Genomic DNA, 17626 nt, shown 5'->3' with positions numbered 1-17626 from the left:
GACTAAGGCGCGAACCGCGAGAACTCAAACCGCGCAGGTCAACCCGCCATTATCCACAGCGCTGTCCCCGACACCCTGAATCGACACACCCCCGGAACGACGCCGGAGTTTGCTCTCTGGAGCCTCGCTGACTAGCGTGGCTCGCGCAGTTATCCACAGGTGTCGCGCACCGGCGCGTTCTCGCCGGGCCAAGAAGGGGACCATGACCGCGCAAGACACTCCCGACGTCCCGGTGTGGTCGGCGGCTCTCGAGATCCTGGGCAGCGACGCCCGAGTCTCGCCGCAGATGCACGGGTTCCTCAATCTGGCGCTCGCGCAGGGCGTGATGTCGGGGTTCCTGTACCTCGACGTCCCCAATGACCTCACCGCTGCACAGCTCAACAAGCGCCTTCGTCCGATGATCCTCGAAGCCCTCGCGCAGGCGTCGACGAACGAGGTCACCGGCTTCAGAGTCGTCGTCAATCCGGAGTTGATCGATGCGCACCTCACCGCAGAGGTGCCGGTGCAGACCATGGTCATCGAGCAACCCGTCGCCGCACCCGCGCCGGCGGCCGAAGCCGCGGATCCCTCATCCGCTCGGGCAGATACGCGCCTGAACCCGAAGTACACCTTCGACCGGTTCGTCATCGGCCAGTCCAACCGCTTCGCCCACGCGGCGGCCGTCGCGGTTGCCGAAGCGCCCGCCAAGGCGTACAACCCGCTGTTCATCTACGGCGACTCGGGGCTCGGAAAGACTCACCTGCTGCACGCCATCGGCGACTATGCCCTGAGCCTGTATCCCGGCATCCGCGTGCGCTACGTGTCGAGCGAAGAGTTCACCAACGACTTCATCAACTCCATCGCCAACAACCGGGGCTCCGCGTTCCAGGCGCGCTACCGCGATGTCGACATCCTCCTGATCGACGACATCCAGTTCCTCCAGGGACGCGCGGAGACGCAGGAGGCCTTCTTCCACACCTTCAACACGCTCCACGACCACGACAAGCAGGTCGTGATCACCAGCGACGTTCCGCCCAAGCACCTCACCGGCTTCGAGGATCGGATGCGGAGCCGGTTCGAGTGGGGTCTGATCACGGATGTCCAGGCGCCGGACCTCGAGACCCGCATCGCCATCCTTCGCAAGAAGGCGCAGAACGAGCGGCTCCAGATCCCGCCGGAGGTCATGGAGTACATCGCGACAGTCGTCTCCAGCAACATCCGCGAGCTCGAGGGCGCCCTCATCCGCGTCTCGGCCTTCGCAAGCCTCAACCGGTCGACGCTCGACATGTCACTGGCGCAGCAGGTGCTGCGAGACATCGTCGACCAGGACGACACCAACGTCATCTCGCCGACGGACATCATCACGGCCACGGCGCAGTACTTCAAGCTGTCGGTCGACGACCTCTACGGGTCCAGCCGCTCGCAGGCGATCGCGACCGCTCGCCAGATCGCGATGTATCTGTGCCGGGAGCGCACGAACCTCTCGCTGCCGAAGATCGGTCAGCTCTTCGGCAACCGCGACCACACGACCGTCATGTACGCGTACAAGAAGATCAGCGACCTCATGAAGGAGCGTCGCTCGATCTACAACCAGGTCTCGGAGATCACCACGCAGCTCGGTAGAGCAGGGCGCTGACATCCCTCGAACCCCACGGCCCCGCGCTGTGGGGTTCGTCGTTTCCTGCGCGCGAAGACTCTCATTTGACAATCGCTCCGCACGGCCTCATCCTCCGCTTTCACACATGTGGACAAGTTGTGGATAACTGTGCGAAACGCCGACGCCCGATGTGAACGACACGGCGATCGCGTGTGGAGAACGCTCGAGCTCGGCGAATGACACGATCCGCGTTCGACAGCTCCGTCCGCAGCGCGTCCACATCTCACACGTGTGTAGTTCCCATGCGCCGACAGTCATCCACCGACTTATCCACAGTTTGCACAGTTGTTAACAAGATGAATCTCAAATCACTCTTCATTGACGTGCGATCACCTCTGGGGGCGAGAAGCGTGTTCTTCGCCTGGACCATTCGCAGCACTAGCATGGGTAAGCCCAGCCCGCCGGAGAGGGAGCACTGTGAAGTTCCAGGTCAATCGCGACGTTTTCAGCGAAGCCGTATCGTTCGTCGTCAAGCTCCTGCCCCAGCGCAACCCGCAGCCGATCCTGGCGGGCGTGCTCATCGAAGCCGGTTCTGAGGGGCTCTCCCTCTCCGCGTTCGACTACGAGGCATCCGCACGCACCACGATCGAGGCTTCGGTCGAGGCGCCCGGCACGATCCTGGTCCACGGCCGTCTGCTCTCCGACATCGCCAGCCGCCTGCCCAACGCCCCCATTCAGATCGAGGTGAATGACGACGGCATCCTGCTCACCTGTGGCTCGGCACGCTTCACGCTGGCATCGATGCCCGTGCAGGAGTACCCGGCGATCCCCGAGGTGACCGGCGAGTCCGGTCTCGTTCCCGCGGAGGAGTTCGCGACGGCGATCGCCCAGGTGGCCTTCGCCGCGTCGCGCGACGATGTGACGCCGGTGCTCACGGGTGTCCAGCTCGAGGTGAGCGGAACGCAGCTCAGCCTCGTGGCGACCGACCGCTACCGGGTCGCACTGCGCGAGATCCCCTGGGACGGTCCCGCCACGACCGATGGTGAGAGCACCACGGCTCTCGTCCCGGCGCGCACGCTGCAGGAGGTCGGCAAGACCTTCTCGCACGGCGAGAACATCTCGATCGCGTTCTCCGGATCGGGCGATCGCGAGATCATCGCCTTCACGTCCGGCAACAAGACCGTGACCTCGCTGCTGATCAAGGGCAACTTCCCGCCCGTGCGTCGCCTCTTCCCCGAGCAGACCGCGCATCACGCGGTGGTGAACACCGCGGAGCTCGCCGAGGCCGTGCGTCGTGTGGCGCTCGTGCTCGACCGCTCCGCACCGCTGCGTTTCACGTTCACCGCCGAGGGCGTCGCGATGGAAGCATCGGGAACCGAGCAGGCGCGCGCGTCTGAGTCTGTCGACGCGACGCTGACCGGCGACGATGTGACCCTCGGGCTCAACCCGCAGTACCTGCTCGAGTCGCTTTCGGCCGTGCGCAGCGAGTTCTCGCGCATCACGTTCACCTCCAGCGACAACGCGAACAAGCTCAGCCCGATCCTCGTGACGCCGCAGACCTCCGTCGAACGCGCCGGCGAGGGCGAGTTCAAGTACCTGCTGCAGCCGAACCTGCTGCTGCGCTGACCGCGTCGCACCGTCGCCGTAGGGTTGTCGGGTGATCGTGGAACGCCTGAGTCTCGTCGACTTCCGTAACTACGAACACGCCGACCTCGAGTTCACCCGCGGGCCGAACCTGCTCGTCGGGCGCAACGGCCAGGGCAAGACCAACCTGGCGGAGGCCGTGACCTACCTCGCGACCCTCGGCTCGCATCGCGTGTCGGCGGACGCGCCGCTGGTGCGTTCGGGAGCGGATGCGGCCTTCGTCCGTGCGCGTCTCGGTCACGGTGAGCGCCACATCCAGCTCGAGATCCAGATCAACAAGCAGGGATCGAACAAGGCACGCGTCGGCGGGGCACCTGTGCGCTCCGCGGAGCTGCCGCGCTACGCGCAGGTCGTACTGTTCGCGCCCGAGGATCTGCAGATCGTGCGGGGAGATCCCTCCGCGCGCCGGCGGTTCGCCGACCAGCTGCTCGTACAGCTCTCCCCCCGCCTCGCCGGTGTCCTCGCCGACTACGACCGCGTGCTCAAGCAGCGCACCGCGCTGCTGAAGTCCGCGCGAGCCCGGGGACTTCGCGGCGACGCGCTCCCGACCCTCGACGTCTGGGACGACAAGCTCATCGCGCTCGGCACCGAGATCATCGAGGCCCGCGCGCGGCTCGCCGCCGACCTGCATCCGCATCTCGTCGCCGCCTACGCCGCGATCGCGGGGGCCGATCACTCGCCCGAGCTCGAATGGGCGAACTCCATCGCAGGCTTCGATCCGGAAGACGGCGACGATCAGGCCGTGGCGTCCGGTGTCGTCACGGCCGACGCCTTCCGTGCGGCCCTCGCGGCGAAGCGCGCCGCGGAGTTCGACCGCGGTGTGACGCTCGTGGGTCCGCACCGCGACGACCTCATGCTCCGCATCCGCTCGCTTCCCGTGAAGGGCTACGCGTCGCACGGCGAGTCGTGGTCCGTGGCGCTCGCGCTTCGACTCGCCTCCGCACAGCTGTTGCGCGTCGATTCGCTGCTGGGAGACCCGATCGTCATCCTCGACGACGTCTTCGCCGAGCTCGACGCCGACAGGCGGATGCGGCTCGCATCCCTCGTCGCGGGCTTCGAGCAGGTCGTGGTGACCGCCGCCGTCGAGGCGGACGTTCCCGAAGAACTCCGCGGACGCACGGTGCGCGTCGAGGCGGGACGCATTCTCGAGGTCAGCGACGATGAGTGACGAGGACGAGGTCCCGGAGACTCTCAGCACCTACCTGCGTCTGCGCGGTCTCGAGCCGACTTCGCGTCGCGGCGCGAAGAGGCGCACGCGTCGCGGCACGGGCGACGAGGATGCGCCGTTCACGCCCGGCCGGGACCCGCACGGCGTGGGAGACGTGCTCGCGCACTGGACGAAACAGGCCGGCTGGGATCCGCTTCTCGCGCGCGCGGACCTCGTTCGGCAGTGGGAGGTCGTCGCCGGCGAGGAGACCGCCAGGCACACCCGTCCCGTGGGACTGGATGCGGGCGTGCTCACCGTGCAGTGCGACTCGACCGCGTGGGCGAAGCAGCTACGGCTCATGCGCACACACATCGTCACGACCATCGCGCAGCGGTTCCCGGATGCGGGTGTCCAAAATGTCCGCTTCGTCGGCCCGGACGTCCCCTCCTGGAAATGGGGTCCCAGAGCCGTTCCAGGGCGCGGTCCCCGGGATACCTACGGATAAGGCATGTACGGACGTATCTCGCGTCCGTTTAAGACGCCACACGGGCGTACACGCCCCGCGCGGAGCCTCCGCTTGATAGACTGGGATGGTCCGTCTACTAGAACCGGAGCGCTCGAAACATATGACGTCCCCCACCCCCTCCAGCGTTCCCCACAACGGACAGAACACCCCCGAACCGGTCCGGAACGAGTACGGGGCAGACGAGATCCAGGTTCTCGAAGGACTCGAGGCGGTTCGCAAGCGCCCCGGTATGTACATCGGTTCCACGGGTCCGCGCGGACTCCACCACCTGGTCTACGAGATCGTCGACAACTCCGTCGATGAGGCACTCGCCGGTTACTGCGACCGGATCGAGGTGACGATCCTGGCCGATGGCGGCGTGCGCGTCGTCGACAACGGTCGAGGCATCCCCGTCGACATCCACAAGACGGAGGGCAAGTCCACGGTCGAGGTCGTGCTCACCGTCCTCCACGCCGGCGGCAAGTTCGGCGGCGGCGGATACGCGGTCTCCGGCGGTCTGCACGGCGTCGGCTCCTCGGTCGTGAACGCGCTCTCGACGCGGCTCGAGGTGAGCGTCAAACGCCAGGGCTACGAGTGGAACCAGTCGTACGCCAACGGTGGCGTGCCCCAGGCCCCGCTCGCGCAGGGCTCGGCGACCGAGGCGACCGGAACCACCATCACCTTCTGGCCGGACCCCGCGATCTTCGAGACGGTCGACTTCGACTACGACACGCTGCGCACCCGCTTCCAGCAGATGGCGTTCCTGAACAAGGGCCTGACCATCACCGTGCGAGATGAGCGGCCCGACCACACGGTCGACGAAGAGGTCGACGGCAAGGTGGCGGCCGTGCAGCCGCACGACGAGTTCCTCTACGAGCGGGGGCTCGTCGACTACGTGGAGTACCTCAACCGGGTGCGCAAGGCCGACGTCGTCAACGACGAGATCATCGACTTCGAGTCCGAGGACACCGAGCGCCACATCGCGCTCGAGCTCGCGATGCAGTGGACGACCTCCTACACCGAGAACGTGTTCACCTACGCGAACACGATCAACACCCATGAGGGCGGAACCCACGAAGAGGGCTTCCGTGCGGCGCTCACGACCCTCGTGAACAAGTACGCCCGCGCGCAGAACCTGCTCAAGGAGAAGGACGACAACCTCTCCGGCGACGACGTGCGTGAGGGTCTGACGGCCGTCATCTCGGTCAAGCTCTCCGAGCCCCAGTTCGAGGGTCAGACCAAGACGAAGCTCGGCAACACCGAGGCGAAGGCATTCGTGCAGAAGGTCGTCGGCGATCAGCTCGGCGACTGGTTCGACCGCAACCCGCAGCAGGCGAAGAACATCGTCCGCAAGGCGATCGACGCCGCGACCGCACGGATGGCGGCCCGCAAGGCTCGTGAGACCGCGCGCCGCAAGAGCGTGTTCGAGTCGGCGTCCATGCCCGACAAACTGAAGGACTGCACGAGCAAGGACCCCTCGATCAGCGAGATCTTCCTCGTCGAGGGCGACTCGGCCGGCGGTTCTGCCGTGCAGGGTCGCGATCCGCACACGCAGGCGATCCTGGCGCTGCGCGGCAAGATCCTCAACGTCGAGCGCGCCCGGCTCGACCGCGCCCTCGGCAACAACGAGGTGCAGGCGATGATCCAGGCCTTCGGCACGGGTATCGGCGAGGACTTCTCGATCGAGAAGGCGCGCTATCACAAGATCGTGCTGATGGCCGATGCCGACGTCGACGGACAGCACATCACGACGCTGCTGCTCACCCTGCTGTTCCGCTACATGCGCGGTCTCATCGAGGCCGGCTACGTGTACCTGGCGCAGCCGCCGCTGTATCGCCTGAAGTGGTCGAACTCGCCGCACGAATACGTCTACAGCGACATCGAGCGCGACGCGCTGCTGGCCGAGGGCCTCGCGGCGGGTCGCCGCATCCCGAAGGACAACGGCATCCAGCGCTACAAGGGTCTGGGCGAGATGAACGCCAAGGAACTGTGGGAGACGACGATGGACCCGTCGACCCGCACCCTTCTGCAGGTGACGATCGACGACGCCGCCGCAGCCGACGAGATCTTCTCCACGCTCATGGGCGAGGACGTCGAATCCCGCCGCCACTTCATCCAGCGCAACGCCAAGGACGTCCGGTTCCTCGACATCTGATCCCACCGGATGCGGCGCGAGCCGCATCCGTCAGATGACACGACACCGACGCAGAGAAGAAGAGACGAATGACTGACGAAGAGCGTCCGACGACGGAGCCCGCCGAGCACGACCACGGTCGCATCGACCAGGTCGACCTGCAGTCCGAGATGCAGCGCAGCTACCTCGACTACGCCATGAGCGTGATCGTCGGCCGCGCGCTGCCGCGCGTGGAAGACGGCCTCAAGCCCGTGCACCGCCGCGTGATCTACGGCATGTACGACGGCGGCTTCCGCCCCGACAAGTCCTTCTCGAAGTGCGCCCGTGTCGTCGGCGAGGTCATGGGTCAGTACCACCCCCACGGCGACTCCCCCATCTACGAGGCGCTCGTGCGCCTCGTTCAGCCGTGGTCGTTGCGCTACCCGCTCGCTCTCGGCCAGGGAAACTTCGGCTCCCCCGGTAACCAGGGCGCGGCGGCCCCCCGGTACACCGAGACCAAGATGGCTCCGCTCGCGCTCGAGATGGTGCGCGACATCGAGGAAGACACCGTCGACTTCGTCGACAACTACGACGGGCAGACCCAGGAGCCCGTCGTGCTCCCGGCGCGGTTCCCGAACCTCCTCGTCAACGGATCCGTCGGTATCGCCGTCGGTATGGCCACCAACATTCCGCCGCACAACCTCCGCGAGGTCGCCGACGGTGTGCTGTGGGCACTCGATCACCCGGAGGCGACGCAGGAGGAGCTGCTCGAGGCGCTCATCCAGCGCATCAAGGGTCCCGACTTTCCGACATCCGCGCAGATCCTCGGCACGCGCGGCATCATCGAGGCGTACCGCACCGGTCGCGGCTCGATCACGATGCGCGCGGTGGTCAACATCGAGGAGATCCAGGGCCGCACGTGCCTCGTGATCACCGAGCTGCCCTACCAGGTGAACCCCGACAACGTCGCCGTCAAGATCCGCGACCTCGCTCGCGACGGCAAGATCACCGGCATCGCCGACATCCGCGACGAGTCGAGCGACCGTACCGGTCAGCGACTCGTGGTCGTGCTCAAGCGGGATGCGGTCGCCAAGGTCGTCCTGAACAACCTGTACAAGCACACGCAGTTGCAGGACAACTTCGGCGCCAACATGCTGGCGATCGTCGACGGCGTACCGCGCACGCTCTCGCTCGACGGCTTCGTCTCGTACTGGATCACGCACCAGATCGACGTGATCGTGCGTCGCACCGCATATCGCCTGCGCAAGGCCGAAGAGCGCATGCACATCCTGCGCGGGTACCTGAAGGCCCTCGACGCGCTGGACGAGGTCATCGCCCTCATCCGTGCGTCCGCGACAGTCGATGATGCGCGCGGCGGGCTGAAGAAGCTGCTGGACATCGACGACATCCAGGCCGACGCAATCCTCCAGATGCAGCTGCGTCGTCTGGCTGCCCTCGAGCGGCAGAAGATCATCGATGAGGCTGAAGAGCTGCAGGCGCAGATCACGGACTACCAGGACATCCTGGCCACGCCGGCCCGCCAGCGCACGATCGTGCGCGAGGAGCTGACGGAGATCGTCGCGAAGTACGGCGACGAGCGTCGTACCCAGATCCTCTACGGGTTCGACGGCGACATGTCGGTGGAAGACCTGATCCCCGAAGAGGAGATGGTGCTCACCATCACCCGTGCGGGATACATCAAGCGCACCCGCAGCGACAACTACCGGTCGCAGCACCGCGGCGGCAAGGGTGTGAAGGGCGCGCAGCTGCGTGCCGACGACGTGGTGGAGCACTTCTTCGTCACGACGACCCACCACTGGCTGTTGTTCTTCACGAACAAGGGACGCGTCTACCGGGCCAAGGCCTACGAGGTCCCCGAGGCCGGCCGCGACGCGAAGGGTCAGCACGTCGCCAACCTGCTCGCGCTGCAGCCCGATGAGGAGATCGCGCAGATCCTCGACATCCGCGACTACGCGGTCGCGACCTACCTCGTGCTCGCCACCCGCGGTGGCCTCGTGAAAAAGACGCGCCTGTCGGAGTACGACACCAACCGACAGGGCGGTGTCATCGCCATCCGTCTGCGCGAGGAGGACGAGCTCGTCAGCGCGCTCCTGGTCGACGAGAGCGACGACATCCTGCTCGTGAGCCGTCACGGCATGTCGCTGCGCTTCACGGCAACGGATGCGTCGCTGCGCCCGATGGGCCGCTCGACCGAGGGTGTGAAGGGAATGTCGTTCCGCGGCACCGACAGCCTGCTGTCGGCATCCGTCGCCTCCGTCGACGGCGATGTGTTCGTGGTCACGGAGGGCGGGTACGCCAAGCGTACGGATGTGGACCAGTACCGCGTCCAGAGCCGCGGCGGACTGGGCATCAAGGTGGCCAAATTGCACGAGGATCGGGGAGATCTGGCGGGCGCTCTGATCGTCGGGGACGACGACGAGGTCCTTGTGGTTCTTGCCAGTGGCAAGGTGGTACGCTCTGCCGTGGCCGAGGTCCCTGCGAAGGGTCGCGACACCATGGGCGTCGTTTTCGCCCGACCGGATGACGATGACCGGATCATCGCGATCGCCCGCAACAGCGAGCGGCGCCTTGCGGATGCAGCGGATGCCGATGCACCGGAGGAGACCGACGCGGCCGCCCCCGTTCCCGAGGAGAGTACTGACGCATGAGCACGGTAGCCGACAAGCTCGCCAAGAAGTCGAGCAGCAAGACGAGCGCCAAGCAGGTTCGTCTCCGCCTCGTCTACGTCGACTTCTGGTCGGCGGTCAAGCTGTCGTTCCTGGCGGCTGTCGCCCTGGCGATCGTCACCGTCGTGTCGTTCCTGCTGGTCTACCTGGTCGTGCAGACGACGGGGCTCATCGGTCAGGCCGACGAGTTCTTCAAGTCGTTCTCGGACGGCTCGCTCTCGCTCAGCCAGTTCGTGGGGCTCCCGCAGGTCATGGCGTTCGCGGCCGTCGTCGCCATTCTGAACCTCATCGTCGTGACGGTTCTCGGGGCGGTCATCGCGGGCATCTACAACCTCGCGGTGAAGGTCACCGGCGGTCTGCTGGTGGGCTTCACCTCCAACTGACCGCGATTGGTCAAACCGGTCCGCATCCGGTAAAGTCTTGGAGGTTGGCGCCGCGAGGTGCCGAACGGGGCTATAGCTCAGGCGGTTAGAGCGCTTCACTGATAATGAAGAGGTCCCAGGTTCAAGTCCTGGTAGCCCCACCACCCTTCTCACGGGGCCTTAGCTCAGTTGGTAGAGCGCCTGCTTTGCAAGCAGGATGTCAGGAGTTCGAATCTCCTAGGCTCCACAGTTTCGAATCATGAGATGTTCCGGCCTTTCGTTGAGCGGGCGCGATCGAGGCTGGCTGAGCATGAGGGCCAGCGTGCTCGGCCACTCATTCCCCGGCGGTCTGCCCCGATGCCTTCCTCTCATCGTTCTCATCGAGCTTCTTATCGAGATGCTTCCCGAGCTTACGGATGACCCACGAGAGCACGACGACCAGTGAGAGGGCACCGGCCATCGCCAAGAAGCTCAGCACCTTCTGGTCGAGAGCGGCAAGGGCTCCGAGGCCGACCGTGAACGCCCCTGCAAGGGTGATGAGACGGGCCCAGTAGTCGGCGCGCGAGTAGGACGTTCCTTGTCCGCCCGTGATCAGCATGAACACGACTGCACCGACGAGCAGCAGCACCGCCCCCGTTGCGGAGACAGCGACGAGGGCCGCACTCGGCCAGAAGAAGGCGATCATCCAGCCGACCACCATGCCGAAAACGATAGCTCCGAGGGCTCCGACGATATTCTTGCAACGCACACGGTCCGCGTCCGTCGATTCGGTCATGTGTATCCCCGAGTCCATAGCGCTGTGGTCGAGTCGGTTCGCTTACGCTGCGGAAAGCGCTCCCATTGGTATACGAAGCTATCGGACTGGGCGCAAACCCGCATCGATCGGAGAACGACGAACGCCCCCGTACCGACAGGCACAGGGGCGTTCGAGGAGCGACTCAGTCGCGCTCTGCGGTGGCGAGCTCTTCCTCTCCCGCATCCGCCTCGATGACGATCTCGCGCACGACCTGACGGATGCCGAGACCGCTGCGCTGCCCGCCGTCGCGGCTCGCACCGCCCATCATTCCGCCCGGCGTCATCATGCGGGATCCGCCGGCCGCTGCATGGGAACTGCCGACGCTCGCCGCCGTGGCTGCGGATGCCGCAGCACCCGTGCCCATGATCGATGACGGGCTGCCCGTGCTGCCGCCTGCGCCGGAGACAGACCCGCCGCCGGAGGCGTATGCCCCGCCCGCGCCGATGCCGCCGCCGTCCGCGGTTCCGTGCACGCTCCCGACGCTCGCGGCGCCGATCATCGATCCGTCGGCGGTGAGCGTTCCTTCCGCTCCGATGCCGGTGGAGACGACCGCGGTCGGCGTGAAGTGCCAGTCGTCGGCCTTCTGCCCGGCGCTGATCAGATTCGCCTGCGCGGTGTTGCCGAGCCTCGTGGCTCCCGATGCATCGACCACGGCACCCGCGGTCACGGTGGCCGACTTCGCGCCGCCGCCCAGCAGGGTCGAGCTGAGCCTCTCGGTGCTCTTGAACAGCGAGCCGAGCTGCTGCACGAAGCCCACGAGGGACTTCACCGAGCGCACGACCTGCGTGAGGGGACGCACGACCTTGTTCACCAGCTGGTTGACCTTGGTCACGACGCGGGCGATCGCATAGCCGATGCCGAGGCCGAAGGATGCGGCGACGACCGCCATGGCTTCGATCGCGGTGGCGACCACCTGCGAGATCGCATTCTTGACGACGCCCTGCATCTTGGCGACGAGTGACGAGGCGTTGCGCAGTCCGCCGGCCGCGGCGTCTGCCCAGTCGCCGGATGCGGCGATGTGCTTGGCGGTGTCTTGCGCGAATCGCACGTAGGTGCGCACGGTGTCACCGCTGAGGCCGTCGAGATCGGACAGACGCGTCACAAGGGTGTTTCCCGTGTCGCGCAGGGCGCTGCCGGCGTTGGTCCACTGCTGAGCAACGGCGGCGACGTTGGCCTCACTGCCGGCCAGCTGGTCGAGCCAGGTGCTCAGCGGTTTGAGGTACTTCATCACCCAGCCGAGCCCGATGCTCGCCAGGGTTCCGATCGGATCCGCGAGCGCGGCCGCAGCGTTGCCCAGCGTGTCGAGGAAGGCGAGACCTCCTTCGAGCCAGTCGCCGTTGCGCACGGCCTGCGAGAGCGCATGGCCGGAGTCGAGGAGCTTGCTGCCGGAGTAGGGCGAAGCGAAGGAGGAGCCGGATGCGGCGAGGGCGGCGGGAGTGGTCATCACAGGCCCAGCGCATTCTCGAGGTCGCGGAGGGTGGTCACCGTGTCGTCCTCGAACTGCTCCCATTGCGCGGCGGTGCTGCGCAACTCGCCCGCCGTGCGAAGCAGCAGAGACTGATCCGCCCCGAAGAGACCGGTCGCCGCCGCCGACATCGCCATCGAGGGGGGAACGAGGAAGGCGCACAGGATGCCGAAAGCGTTGGAGGCGAGATCGCCTCCCTTCAGCATCGAGATGGCGCCGGTGACGTCATCGGCAAGCGAGGTGACCAGCGCGGCATGCTGCCGGAGCCGATCGAAATCAAGGGCGATGTTCTCGGTCATTCGGGGCTCTTTCGGACGTATCAGGGGGTGTCGGTGGAGCGGAGCTGTTCCGTGATGGGGTCGTCGTCGCCCAGGAGCTCGGAGACGGCGTCGATCGTCGCCGCGTGAGCGTTCTTCTCCGCGGAGACGATCGTGGCGAGGATGTCGGAGGCGAGTCGTTGTGCGCCACGGGCCAGAGCCGTCTCGCCGAGGCGGAGTGTCTGCACGCGGCCGGTGGAGTCGACCTGCACGTAGACATCGCGCGCGGAAGACCAGGCGGCGCCGCGGATCGCGGACACGGTCGCTTCGAAAGCGGGCATCTTGGCGGCGCGGTCAGCGCTCTGCCGGACGTCGCGCTCGATCTGCGCGAGGGATTCTTCGGGGTCCAGAGGCACGCGGTCACGCTAGCGAAGCATCGTGAACGGCAGCGCGAGTTATCCACACCCCGGTAAAGTCACGTCATGGATATGCGTGTCGCCGCTTACGCGATCATCACCGACGATGCCGGACGCATCCTGTTGGCCCACTGGAACGAAGGTCGTCGCAGCGCCTGGACGCTGCCGGGCGGGGGGCTCGAGGAGGGCGAGGATCCCGAGCGTGCAGTGCGACGCGAGGTGCGTGAGGAGACCGGCTACCGAGTGGTCGTCGACGAGCTGCTCGGGATCGACTCGCGTGTGATCCCCGCCACCAAGCGCCTCGCGGAGACCGCATCCGCGCTGCACACGTTGCGCATCGTGTATCGCGCGCACATCACAGGCGGGCGCCTGCGCAACGAGGTGGGGGGATCCACCGACCGTGCCGAGTGGTTCACGCCGGAGGAAGCCGACTCTCTCCGCTGCGTACGGCTGGTCGACATCGGGCGCCGGATGGCTGGATGGGACGCAACGCCGACGCAGCCGTGACCTTCGGCACGTATGATCGCCGGACGTGCAGTGAGGATGATCAGTGGTGCGATGGCGTGTTCTGTCCGCTGCGGCTGTGATGGTCGCGGTTCTCGGGATCGGTGGGTGCGCGGCGAGTGGGCAGGAGTCTCCCGCTCCGACGACCGAGAACACATCCCCCGCTGCACCGCCGAACACACTCGCCGCAGAGGACGTCCAGACCATCGTCGATCGGTGTTCCACGGCACTCGGGACCGACCCGGCCTCCCTGGGCGCTCAGATCGTGGCGGCCCCCCAGCCAGCGGCAGAGGGAGCGCTCTTCTTCGCATCGTCGGACCAGTGCGCAGACATCCCGTCGGCTCTGGGACGAACGGATGTGGCCTCCTTCACGTCGCCGCTGAATTTCATCGAACAGCCGTGTGCGGGCCGCACGGTCGTCTCCTTCTGGGCCCACTACGACGACGACCTGATCTTCGGCAATCCGGTCATCGACGAGGAACTGGGCAGCGGCGCCTGCGTGCGCACCTTCTTCTTCACCTACTCGGACGCGGGAGAGGGCGAGTCCACGTACGCGAGCGAACGCGAGAAGGGCATCCGTGCGGCCTATGACGCCATGCTCGGACGTAGCGGGGAGTGGATCGACCGGTCGGTGACACTCGCCAGCGGCATGACGGTCACGATGACCAGGCCGAATGGCGACGATCGCGTGTCCCTCCTCTTCCTCCGGCTCCCGGATGGCGGACTCAGCGGGACGACATTCATCTACACCGGTCAGCAGACGCTCGAGAAGCTGCTCAGCGGCGCGCTCCCGTCGCTGCGCACGATCGACGCGGGGCGATCCGTATCGGTCGCAACGCTGGAGAAGTCGATCGCCGAGATCCTCGCCGGCTACGCGCCGGATCGTGTGCTCACACACCTCCCCAAACAGGCGCCGGACTCGGCAGGCGATCACCCCGACCACTCGTCCGTCGGAACACTCGTCTCGCGCGCCGTGGATGCGGGCGCTGCGCCGAGCGCGCAGGTGGAGTATGCGGTCGGCTATCCGTCGGCCGAGCGAGCGGCGAACATCACCGGCACGGAACTGGAGCGCAAGGCCTCGCTGTTCGCTGTGTACGCCGCACACGACCCCGTGATCGGTTGTTCTTCGGCGCAGAGCTGCCTCGCGCGTGCGCACTTCGGAGACTGGCTGCAGCGGGAGTATCTGATCCCGAAGGGAGACCCCGCGCTCGGCTGAGCCGGCTGCGGTCGCTCAGAGCTGCTGGGAGATGTCCGCCACGGTCGCGTCGAGCGCCTGAAGGAGCGCGTCTGCGTCGACGAAGAGACTGAATCCATGGGCGCCCGCACCGAGCGCGATGCGGCGTCCGCGGATCGACTCGTCGGCGAAGACGGGCCAGGCTGTCGTGCTGCCGAGGGGAACGATGGTGCCGCGCTCGTAGCCCGTCGCGGCGAGAGCGACATCGGCATCCGGCAGCTTGAGCTTGTTCACGCCGACGAGCTGGCGCAGTTTGGGCCACGCGATGGCCCGGTCGCCCGGGATCAGGGCGAAGAGGAACGTGTCGTCACTGCGCTTGACGACGAGCGTCTTGACGATGTCGACGGCCGATATCCCCAGGAGCTCGGCCGCCTCGGGCAGACTCCGTGCTTCGGGGCGCTCGCGCACCTCCACCGAAAGACCGAGGGCGGATGCGGCTTCCCGCACCCGCCTGGTCGGATCCTCGTTCACGCGTCGGGCGCGCTCAGCGGGTCGTCCGCCACCCACAGCTCGTCGTCGGCGCGCAGCGTCTGCCAGGCGGCGTAGAGCACGCCCGCGGCCGCTGCCACACCGAAGATGAGCGCGATCACGCCGCCGGCGCCGATGCCCCGCTTCTTCGGGGACTCGACGGCGAGACGCTTGGCCAGCTGCTTCGACGCCTTCGCGCCGTACTTGGCCGCCTTCTTCTTGTACGTGGCGGGGTCGAGGTCGATGCCGCGTCCGGCAGCGATGCGCGCACGGGTGTCGCCCGCCGCATCCCATACCGAGAGGGCGCCGCCCACGAGCGCACCCGCGGCCGGAACGACCTTGTCGCTGAGCACGTGCTTCGAGATGTTGACGCCGCGGTCCACGTACGGTGCCGCGTAGCGGTCGTACCCTTCGCGCACCGCGGGCACCACGTGCTCGCGGTTGTAGTTGCCGAGCTGGCGGCCGGCTTCGCGGGCGATGTCCGCCGCTTCACCGACCAGCACCTGCTGCGATTCCCACACCTTGTTGGCGTGGCCCTGGAGCTTCCGGAGCTCCTTCTTACGCTTGCGGCTGAGGCTCATGCGAGATCCCCCTAATCCGTGGGTAGTCGTGAGCCCATCTTGCCAGAGGGATCGGCTCCGAACGGCAGGGCTTGCAGCGAACTCTGAGACAATGACAACATGCCTCAGCACACCGCCGTCGCCACCATTCACACCAACCACGGCGACATCGTCGTCAACCTGTTCGGGGACCACGCACCCCGCACCGTCCAGAACTTCGTCGGCCTCGCCGACGGAACCGGAGAGTGGACCGACCCGTCGACCGGTCAGCCCGGTTCCGGCCCCCTCTACAACGGGGTCATCTTCCACCGCATCATCCCCGGTTTCATGATCCAGGGCGGCGACCCGCTCGGTCAGGGCGTGGGCGGCCCCGGCTACACGTTCAACGACGAGATCCACCCGGAGCTCACCTTCCAGAAGCCCTACCTGCTGGCCATGGCCAACGCCGGTCAGCGCCGCAACGCCATCACGGGAGCCGTGGAGGGCACGAACGGATCGCAGTTCTTCATCACGACCGACCCGACCCCGTGGCTCCAGGGCAAGCACTCGATCTTCGGCGAGGTCGCGGACGACGCGTCGCGTCAGGTCGTCGACGCCATCGCCCAGGTTCCCACCGGAGCCGGCGACCGGCCGGTCGAGCCCGTCGTGATCGAGTCGATCGACATCGCGCAGGTCTGACCACCCGCATCCCGTGACGAGCGAGAGCTTCGCGAACAACCGCGAGAACTTCTGCTACCGGCATCCCGACCGTCAGAGCTTCGTGCTCTGCCAGCGGTGCCTGCGAACCATCTGCCCCGAGTGTCAGACGCAGGCACCGGTCGGGGTGATCTGTCCGGAGTGCATGGCTGAGCAGCGACGTGCCGCGACGCCCGCACAGAAGAAGGCGCAGCGACGATGGGGCCGGTCTGCCCCCGTGGCGCTCGCCGCGGGCGGCGGCCGGCCGATCGTGACGTACACGATCATCGCCCTGTGCGCCGCCATCTTCGTCCTCTCGTTCGGACTCCCGCTCACCCAGTGGCTCGGCTTCAGCGCCCGCTATCTCTACCCCCAGTTCACGGGCGAGTTCCAGCCCTGGCGGCTCCTCACAGCGAGCCTCGTGCACTCCGGCTTCTGGCACGTCGGTCTGAACATGCTCACGTTGTGGATGATCGGACGCATCCTCGAGCCCGTGCTCGGCAGCGCCCGATTCCTCACCCTGTATCTGATCAGCGCACTCGGCGGTTCCGTGCTCGTGGACCTCATCGCCCCCAGCTCGTTCGTGGTGGGCGCATCGGGGGCGATCTTCGGGCTCTTCGGGGCGCTCATGGTCATCGCGCGTCGATTGGGCAACGACATCACCGGCATCATCATCGTGCTGGCGATCAACCTGGTGATCGGGTTCGTGCCCGGCTTCAACATCTCGTGGCAGGCGCACGTCGGTGGCCTGGTCGCCGGAGCGGTCGTCGGGCTGATCTACGTCATGACGCGCGAGCGTCGGCGGCGCGCACTGCAGATCGCGCTGTTGACCGGATGGTCGGTCATCCTCATCGGACTGCTTGCTCTGGCGCCCGCGATCTGGCGATGAGCGGGAGAGTTATCCACAGGTTCATCCACACGTGGGGATGAATCACACGGATGTAATTCTTCGGCACTGAGCCGTCAGCGCCACCGAGTGGTCATGAGGAAGCCGACGAAGGCGATCCCGAACCCGATCACGAGGTTCCAGGCCTCGATGCCCGGAATGGGGAACTGCATCCCGCTGAGGTAGAAGACCAGAACCCACACGAGTCCCACGAGCATGAGACCGATCATGATGGGCTTGAACCACACGGGGTTGGGAGCGGGCTCACCGGCGCCAGCGGGGGTGAGGTCCTCGTCGTTGTCGGAGCGTGCCATGTGCACATTCTAGGGGT

The 17626-nt window shown here is 66.6% G+C and carries 18 protein-coding genes and 2 tRNA genes; 13 read left to right on the top strand and 7 right to left on the bottom strand.

The window, feature by feature from the left end; genetic code table 11:
* Window positions 1–202 precede the first annotated feature (202 nt).
* The 9 genes from dnaA (at window position 203) to ACYVJS_RS07505 (ending at window position 10281) form a co-directional block, all read left to right on the top strand.
* Window positions 203–1615, top strand: coding sequence for a chromosomal replication initiator protein DnaA (gene dnaA, locus ACYVJS_RS07545; protein ID WP_460739220.1), 1413 nt, complete (start codon window positions 203–205; stop codon window positions 1613–1615).
* 438 nt (window positions 1616–2053) lie between these two features.
* A complete protein-coding gene (gene dnaN, locus ACYVJS_RS07540; RefSeq protein WP_460739218.1) occupies window positions 2054–3202 on the top strand; it encodes a DNA polymerase III subunit beta in 1149 nt (382 codons plus the stop codon).
* A 31-nt stretch (window positions 3203–3233) separates the two neighbouring features.
* Complete coding sequence (gene recF, locus ACYVJS_RS07535) at window positions 3234–4388, top strand: DNA replication/repair protein RecF (RefSeq protein ID WP_460739216.1); 1155 nt, start codon at window positions 3234–3236, stop codon at window positions 4386–4388.
* On the top strand, window positions 4381–4872 hold the full coding sequence (locus ACYVJS_RS07530) for a DciA family protein (RefSeq protein WP_460739214.1): 492 nt from the start codon (window positions 4381–4383) through the stop codon (window positions 4870–4872). The genes recF and ACYVJS_RS07530 overlap by 8 nt, the downstream gene beginning before the upstream one ends.
* 121 nt (window positions 4873–4993) lie before the next feature.
* Entirely contained in the window at window positions 4994–7027 is a 2034-nt protein-coding gene (gyrB, locus tag ACYVJS_RS07525; protein ID WP_460739212.1) for a DNA topoisomerase (ATP-hydrolyzing) subunit B, read from the top strand.
* 68 nt (window positions 7028–7095) lie between these two features.
* Window positions 7096–9654, top strand: a complete 2559-nt coding sequence (gene gyrA, locus ACYVJS_RS07520; RefSeq protein WP_460739210.1) for a DNA gyrase subunit A — start codon at window positions 7096–7098, stop codon at window positions 9652–9654.
* Window positions 9651–10055, top strand: a complete 405-nt coding sequence (locus tag ACYVJS_RS07515) for a DUF3566 domain-containing protein (protein WP_137418500.1) — start codon at window positions 9651–9653, stop codon at window positions 10053–10055. Before gyrA ends, ACYVJS_RS07515 begins: the two co-directional genes overlap by 4 nt.
* 66 nt (window positions 10056–10121) lie before the next feature.
* Window positions 10122–10198 (top strand) — tRNA-Ile (locus tag ACYVJS_RS07510).
* A 10-nt stretch (window positions 10199–10208) separates the two neighbouring features.
* Window positions 10209–10281 (top strand) — tRNA-Ala (locus ACYVJS_RS07505).
* Window positions 10282–10368: 87 nt separating this feature from the next.
* Here ACYVJS_RS07505 and ACYVJS_RS07500 read toward each other — a convergent pair.
* The 4 genes from ACYVJS_RS07500 to ACYVJS_RS07485 all read right to left on the bottom strand — a co-directional run bounded on the left by ACYVJS_RS07500 (window position 10369) and on the right by ACYVJS_RS07485 (window position 12968).
* Window positions 10369–10734, bottom strand: coding sequence for a hypothetical protein (locus tag ACYVJS_RS07500; protein ID WP_460739208.1), 366 nt, complete (start codon window positions 10732–10734; stop codon window positions 10369–10371).
* 238 nt (window positions 10735–10972) lie between these two features.
* Window positions 10973–12274 carry a hypothetical protein gene (locus ACYVJS_RS07495; RefSeq protein WP_460739206.1) on the bottom strand — a complete coding sequence of 434 codons (1302 nt, stop codon included), beginning with the start codon at window positions 12272–12274 and terminating at the stop codon, window positions 10973–10975.
* On the bottom strand, window positions 12274–12594 hold the full coding sequence (locus ACYVJS_RS07490) for a type VII secretion target (RefSeq protein WP_234074093.1): 321 nt from the start codon (window positions 12592–12594) through the stop codon (window positions 12274–12276). The genes ACYVJS_RS07495 and ACYVJS_RS07490 overlap by 1 nt, the downstream gene beginning before the upstream one ends.
* 20 nt (window positions 12595–12614) lie before the next feature.
* On the bottom strand, window positions 12615–12968 hold the full coding sequence (locus ACYVJS_RS07485; protein ID WP_274286769.1) for a hypothetical protein: 354 nt from the start codon (window positions 12966–12968) through the stop codon (window positions 12615–12617).
* Between the two features lie 66 nt (window positions 12969–13034).
* On the opposite strand from ACYVJS_RS07485, the gene ACYVJS_RS07480 reads away from it, so the two are divergent.
* Both ACYVJS_RS07480 and ACYVJS_RS07475 read left to right on the top strand, forming a co-directional pair.
* Window positions 13035–13475: an NUDIX hydrolase gene (locus ACYVJS_RS07480; protein ID WP_460739203.1), complete on the top strand. Its 441-nt coding sequence runs from the start codon at window positions 13035–13037 to the stop codon at window positions 13473–13475.
* A 43-nt stretch (window positions 13476–13518) separates the two neighbouring features.
* Complete coding sequence (locus tag ACYVJS_RS07475; protein WP_460739201.1) at window positions 13519–14688, top strand: PIG-L family deacetylase; 1170 nt, start codon at window positions 13519–13521, stop codon at window positions 14686–14688.
* Window positions 14689–14703: 15 nt separating this feature from the next.
* Here the strand turns inward: ACYVJS_RS07475 and ACYVJS_RS07470 are convergent, their stop codons facing one another.
* Both ACYVJS_RS07470 and ACYVJS_RS07465 read right to left on the bottom strand, forming a co-directional pair.
* Window positions 14704–15177 (bottom strand): aminoacyl-tRNA deacylase, encoded by a 474-nt coding sequence (locus tag ACYVJS_RS07470; protein ID WP_460739199.1) that lies wholly within the window; start codon window positions 15175–15177, stop codon window positions 14704–14706.
* On the bottom strand, window positions 15174–15755 hold the full coding sequence (locus ACYVJS_RS07465) for a DNA helicase (RefSeq protein WP_460739197.1): 582 nt from the start codon (window positions 15753–15755) through the stop codon (window positions 15174–15176). The genes ACYVJS_RS07470 and ACYVJS_RS07465 overlap by 4 nt, the downstream gene beginning before the upstream one ends.
* 99 nt (window positions 15756–15854) lie before the next feature.
* Here ACYVJS_RS07465 and ACYVJS_RS07460 point away from each other — a divergent pair, with 99 nt between their 5' ends.
* Both ACYVJS_RS07460 and ACYVJS_RS07455 read left to right on the top strand, forming a co-directional pair.
* On the top strand, window positions 15855–16412 hold the full coding sequence (locus ACYVJS_RS07460) for a peptidylprolyl isomerase (RefSeq protein ID WP_243226270.1): 558 nt from the start codon (window positions 15855–15857) through the stop codon (window positions 16410–16412).
* Between the two features lie 13 nt (window positions 16413–16425).
* Complete coding sequence (locus ACYVJS_RS07455) at window positions 16426–17298, top strand: rhomboid family intramembrane serine protease (RefSeq protein WP_460739194.1); 873 nt, start codon at window positions 16426–16428, stop codon at window positions 17296–17298.
* Between the two features lie 74 nt (window positions 17299–17372).
* On the opposite strand, the gene ACYVJS_RS07450 is transcribed toward ACYVJS_RS07455, so the two are convergent.
* Window positions 17373–17609, bottom strand: a complete 237-nt coding sequence (locus ACYVJS_RS07450; protein WP_137418491.1) for a cell division protein CrgA — start codon at window positions 17607–17609, stop codon at window positions 17373–17375.
* Window positions 17610–17626 lie beyond the last annotated feature (17 nt).

The sequence above is a fragment of the Microbacterium neimengense genome, from assembly GCF_054782995.1.
This window is presented reverse-complemented; position numbering and strand designations above follow the sequence as displayed.